The organism is Phytoactinopolyspora endophytica (assembly GCF_004138495.1).
Lineage (GTDB): Bacteria > Actinomycetota > Actinomycetes > Jiangellales > Jiangellaceae > Phytoactinopolyspora > Phytoactinopolyspora endophytica.
This window is the reverse complement of the sequence record NZ_ML142856.1, coordinates 212923-214699: the sequence shown is the minus strand read 5'-3', so window position 1 is coordinate 214699 and position 1777 is coordinate 212923. Positions and strand designations below refer to the sequence as shown.

Sequence of the window (1777 nt, the reverse complement as noted above, 5' to 3'; positions counted from 1 at the left end):
GGGCTCGCCGGTGCCTTCGAACGGCGGACGCGTGTTGCTGGTGGTCTGCTCGTTCTCCGGGGAAGCGATGACCAGGTCCTCGACCTCCGGCTCTTCCTCAACCGTGAAGGTTCCGGCGGTCTGCTCCGACTCGGAGTTGTCGCCGTAGAAGGCGGTGGCGGTGTAGGAGTACTCGGCACCCGCCTCCAGAGCCTCGTCCACCTCGATGGTGAACTCACCGTCGGCGTTGACCTCGGCCTCGAAGTCGCCGACACCGTCGATCGACACCAGCACGGTGTGGTCGGCGCCGGCGTTCTCAACCGTGCCGTTCAGCGTCGCACCGGACTCGTTCGCCTCAGCGGAGTCGATGACCGGGGCGTTGACCTCGACGTTCAGCTCCCACTCATCACCGTAGAAGGTGAACGCGTTGTGCTCGCCGCCGGAGACGGCGTAGCCGAGGCTGAAGTCGGCGCCTCCGCCATCCCAGTCGTCACAATCCGTGCGGCCGCCGTGGGTCGACGCGGAGTTGACGCCCAGGGCGTAGTTGCCGACGACGATCGAGCCGCCGCTGTCACCGCCGAGGAGGCAGGCCTCGAACATGAACCCGGATACGTCGCGTCCATCAACGTCGATGCTGGTCTCGGTGTCGGTGACCTCACCGCACTGCCAGCCGGACGTGGCGCCGGACTTGCATGCCTGGGCGCCCTCGACAGCGTCAACCGAGTCGTAGATGGTGACGGCGCCCTCTGTCGGGTCGCCTTCACCATCGCCCCACTCGGAGACCTGCGGGACGTTGTCCCAGTTGGAACCGGTCACGTCGACCAGGCCGGCGTCCTGTTCGTCACCGAACTGGCTCGCTCCGGCGACGAACGCACCGATCGGCTCACCGATCTGCTCGGGCCAGCTTTCGTCGCCCCAGATCGGGCCGTCGACGTCGATGTGGTCGACGTTGCTCATCTCTTCGTCGTTTCCGTCGAAGGCGCAGTGTCCCGCGGTGAGATAGCGGTCGTTGCCGCCACCGTCGTAGCCGTTGAAACCGACGGAACAGCGCCACAGGAAGTCGTCAGAGCCATAGCCCGTGTAGCCGTAGCCACCCCGGAGGTCCTCGGCAGGCTCGAACTCATAGTCCGAGTAGTCCTTGGACTCCGGCTCACCGATCTCGACCTGAGCGGCGCCGGTCGCCTCGGCGGCGGCGACGTCGGCCTCGGACGAGACGTAGATCGTGACGTCCTGGCCGTCGATCGCGGTGCCGGTGACACCCACACCGTCGGCCTGTAGGCCGGCGGAGACCTCAGCGGCGCCCTTGGTGGCCTCCGCGTTGGCCAGGTAGGCCGCCGCCGAGATACCCAGGTCCCGCTCGATCGCCTGCTGAAGGCCGGCGGGAAGCTCGGCCGCCTTCGAGGCGAAGTCCGCCGGGTCGAAGGTTTCCAATGCTGTTGTCAGTATGGATTCGTCTTCTTCTGCGTGCGCGACGCCTGTAGTGGCGATCGCGCCCGCGCCGACGACGGCGGTGGCTGCCAGCACGCCCGTCAGCCGTTTCGCACCGCGTCGGTAGCGGTACTTGGAGTTACTCACGCACATCTCCAGTTCTGTGTCATGAACGTCATGCCCCTGCCCTTGATTTGTTACCTCTCAAGGGCGGGTCTGCCGACCATGAGGCCAGCAGACCGGAACCGGGGTCACGCTACCGGAGGATGCGCGATATTCGCATCTGTCCCAGGACGCCAGTTGTGGTAACCGTTTGGTAACGATCGCTCTACCAGCGGAACCAGGCTCTGGGTGTGGCGTAAGTAACGGA

1 protein-coding gene is annotated in these 1777 nt (G+C 65.9%); it reads right to left on the bottom strand.

What is annotated here, in order from left to right; genetic code table 11:
* Nucleotides 1-1554 (bottom strand): S1 family peptidase (locus ELR45_RS17305; protein ID WP_276320696.1); only part of this gene is annotated, 1554 nt, incomplete at its 3' end.
* Nucleotides 1555-1777 lie beyond the last annotated feature (223 nt).